2 protein-coding genes and 2 pseudogenes are annotated in these 3,188 nt (G+C 62.5%); all 4 read left to right on the top strand.

What is annotated here, in order from left to right; translation table 11 throughout:
- Window positions 1-77: 77 nt before the first annotated feature.
- Window positions 78-161, top strand: a pseudogene (locus tag AWB82_RS38765) (RidA family protein); the annotation flags it as partial.
- Window positions 162-223: 62 nt separating this feature from the next.
- Window positions 224-1,107, top strand: a pseudogene (locus AWB82_RS36350) (GNAT family N-acetyltransferase).
- A gap of 213 nt (window positions 1,108-1,320) precedes the next feature.
- Window positions 1,321-2,646 (top strand): NAD(P)/FAD-dependent oxidoreductase, encoded by a 1,326-nt coding sequence (locus AWB82_RS36345; RefSeq protein ID WP_086974065.1) that lies wholly within the window; start codon window positions 1,321-1,323, stop codon window positions 2,644-2,646.
- Between the two features lie 84 nt (window positions 2,647-2,730).
- On the top strand, window positions 2,731-3,188 hold a 458-nt coding region (locus AWB82_RS36340), incomplete at its 3' end, for an aldehyde dehydrogenase family protein (RefSeq protein WP_143756995.1).

Genomic DNA, 3,188 nt, shown 5'->3' with positions numbered 1-3,188 from the left:
GCAGCGAGTGACAGATTTCGCCGCCGGCCTCAGATACGCCCGAGAACTGGGCGACTGACTTATGTGTAATCAAATGCGCCAAACCCGCTCGCGCGGTGGTGCCTGTTCCGGCTCTCCACTTTGGGCTGAAGATCGAAATCGAAGCAGTGGCGACGCTGTAGTGTCGTCCCAGAGTTCGCCCGGCTCTAGCATCCGTACGGCAAGACAAATCAGACAGGACGCAATGATGAACGCACCATCCACAACGAGTCTCCACTATCGAGCCTTCACCGCCGCCGATATCCCGACAGCTCACGCACTCTCACAGGCGGTCAACTGGCCGCACCGAGCGGAGGATTGGCAGTTCGCCGCCGCGCACGGCACCGGCTTCGCGGCCGAAGACAACGGAGTCGTGATCGGCACGGAACTGCGCTGGAAATTTGGCGCGGACCGAGCATCGCTGGGTCTCGTGATCGTGTCGTCCGAACACCAGGGGCGGGGGATCGGCCGCAAGCTGATGGAACTGCTGCTCGAAGAGCTCGGCTCGCGCGTCACTTTCCTGCACGCGACGCCTGCTGGCAAGCCGCTCTACGAAAAGCTCGGCTTCACCGTCTGCGATACGCTCGATCAACATCAGGGCAACGTGGGCGAGGTGTTGCCGGTGACATTGCCCGACGGCGAACGGCTCCGCGCGGCGACCGCCGGCGATGTTCCCACGCTCATCGATCTCGCCACCCGCGCCTATGGCCTCGAACGCAAGGCGATGTATTTGGCATTGCTAGAAATGGGCGAGAACGTGGTACTCGAACGTGACGGCGAGATTGTCGGGTTTTCGGTGCTGCGTCGCTTCGGTCGGGGTCTCGTGCTCGGTCCGGTCGTCGCGATGCGTTCGCCGGCGATCTGCACGCCAGGGCGCTGATCGGCCATTGGCTGAGCGGTCGCGAAGGCGAGTTCGTTCGTATCGACGTCCCCTAGGGCGCGATGCTGAATGAGTGGCTTATCGCACAAGGCCTGAAGCGCGTCGATACCACGGTGAAGATGGTTCGCAATGCACCAGCCGATGCATATAGCGGGCCGCCCGATTCGGTGTTCCATCCGTACGGACTTATTAGTCAGGCCATATTCTAGAACAGCACCGCGCGCGGCATTTCGGCCTGCTCGCCCGGAAGCCGCGCGACCCGATGCGTTGTGTGCGTGCATGGGCCTGCAAACAGCAGGGTCGCTTCGTGTAGACCAGTCCATTCGATATTTTCTGCCGCGAGCCCTCTGTAACATTGATTGCAGCCGTCCGGCAGAAACCACGCGTGGCACCAAATCCCCGTTAGTAAGGAGTTTTCGCAGATGCGCGTACCGTTGACCCGCATTGTTACCGGCCCGACGCCGCCGGACAGCGCCGATGTCGTCGTGATAGGCGCGGGCATCGTCGGCGTGTTCACCGCATGGTTTCTGGCGAAGCGTGGCGTGAAAGTGGCGCTGATCGAGAAAGGCATCGTCGGCGGGGAGCAATCCAGCCGGAATTGGGGCTGGTGCCGGCAACAGAACCGCGACGCACGCGAGTTGCCAATTGCAACCGAAAGCCTGAGGCTGTGGGAACAGTTCGAAGCCGAGTCGGGTGTGACGACTGGCTTTCGTCGCAGCGGACTGCTGTATCTGAGCAACGACGACAGTGAATTAGCTGGCTGGGCGAAATGGTGCAAGTTCGCGCGCTCAGCAGGCGTGAAGACAGAAGTGCTCGGCGGCAAGGCCGCGACCGAGCGCGGCAGTTCGACCGGGAAAAAATGGAAAGGTGGTGTGTTCGCGCCCACGGATGGCACCGCAGACCCTAGCGCTGCCGCGCCCGCCGTGGCGCGCAGCATCATCAAACTCGGCGGGACGGTGCATCAGAACTGCGCAGCACGCGGGATCGAAACGGAAGGCGGACGCGTCAGCGCCGTGGTGACGGAGCATGGCACGATTCGCACGAAAATTACGGTGCTGTCCGGCGGTGCTTGGGCGTCGACGTTCTGCCGCCAACTCGGTATCCGTTTGCCGCAAGCCACGATCCGCGCGTCGCTGATGTCGGTTTCGCTACCGCGCGGCACGCTGCCCGACGCGATACACACGAAGGCCATCACGATCACGAGGCGCGGTGACGAATCGTATTCGCTCGCCATCAGCGGGCTCGGAAAACTGGATCTCACGCTGCAAAAGTTTCGCTATGCAAAAGACTTCCTGCCGATGTTCATGCGTCGCTGGCGCAGCCTGAGCCCGGGAGATCTCGAAGGCGTGCGCTCCTGTCACGAGAACATGGGGCGCTGGGCACTCGATCGCCCCACGCCGATGGAACGGATGCGCGTACTCGATCCGTGCGTCGATCAGGCCACGATAAAGGAGATTCACCGACGAGCCATCGAATTGTGTCCGGCGATTGGCGCGGCGCCGGTGGCGGCGTCCTGGGCCGGCTATATCGACTTGACGCCGGACGGCGTGCCTGCCATCGGCGAAGTGAACGAAGTGCCCGGCTTCGTACTGGCTGCAGGCCTGAGCGGTCACGGTTTCGGCATCGGTCCGGGATGCGGTCATCTAGTCGCGGACCTGGTGATGGGCCTGAAACCGATCGTCGATCCCCTACCCTACCGCCCGGAGCGATTCGACGAATCGGTGTGGGGAAAGGTCGCCGAGTTTTAACCACCGTTCCCACCGGCACATCAACCGCTAAGTGCCCCACTCACGCTTGCAGGGCGCATGGCAAACACTCCAGGAAGCGCTGCAATGATCTCACCCGTTCTTCATCTGAAGCAGGCGGGCCGGCTAGACCGGTTCTTTATCGATGGCGAATGGACACTGCCCTCGACCATTTCAGAAACGGCGCGGACTGCGGTGATTTGCCCGTCCACGGAGGAAACGCTGTGCGAGATTCCGCTGGGCAATTCGAAAGACGTCGACCATGCCGTGCTAGCGGCGCGTAAAGCATTCCCGCAGTGGTCCGCGACTTCGCCGCAGACGCGCGCGGCGCTGCTGGATCGCGTACATGGGCTGATGATTGAGCGCTCCGAACTGTTCGCCCGGGCGCTGACGCTGGAAATGGGTGCACCAATCAACTATGCACGCGGCGCGCATGTGCCGCTGGCGATTGCCCATCTCGGCGTCGCCCGCGACAACCTGTTGAAGTACCCGTTTATCGTCCAGCGCGGCACCACGGCGATTGCGCGCGAACCTGTCGGCGTGTG

Origin of the sequence: Caballeronia glebae (assembly GCF_001545035.1) — a bacterium.
Classification (GTDB): Bacteria; Pseudomonadota; Gammaproteobacteria; order Burkholderiales; family Burkholderiaceae; genus Caballeronia; species Caballeronia glebae.
Note: the sequence above shows the minus strand (reverse complement) of the source record. Positions and strands in the feature narration are given on the sequence as shown.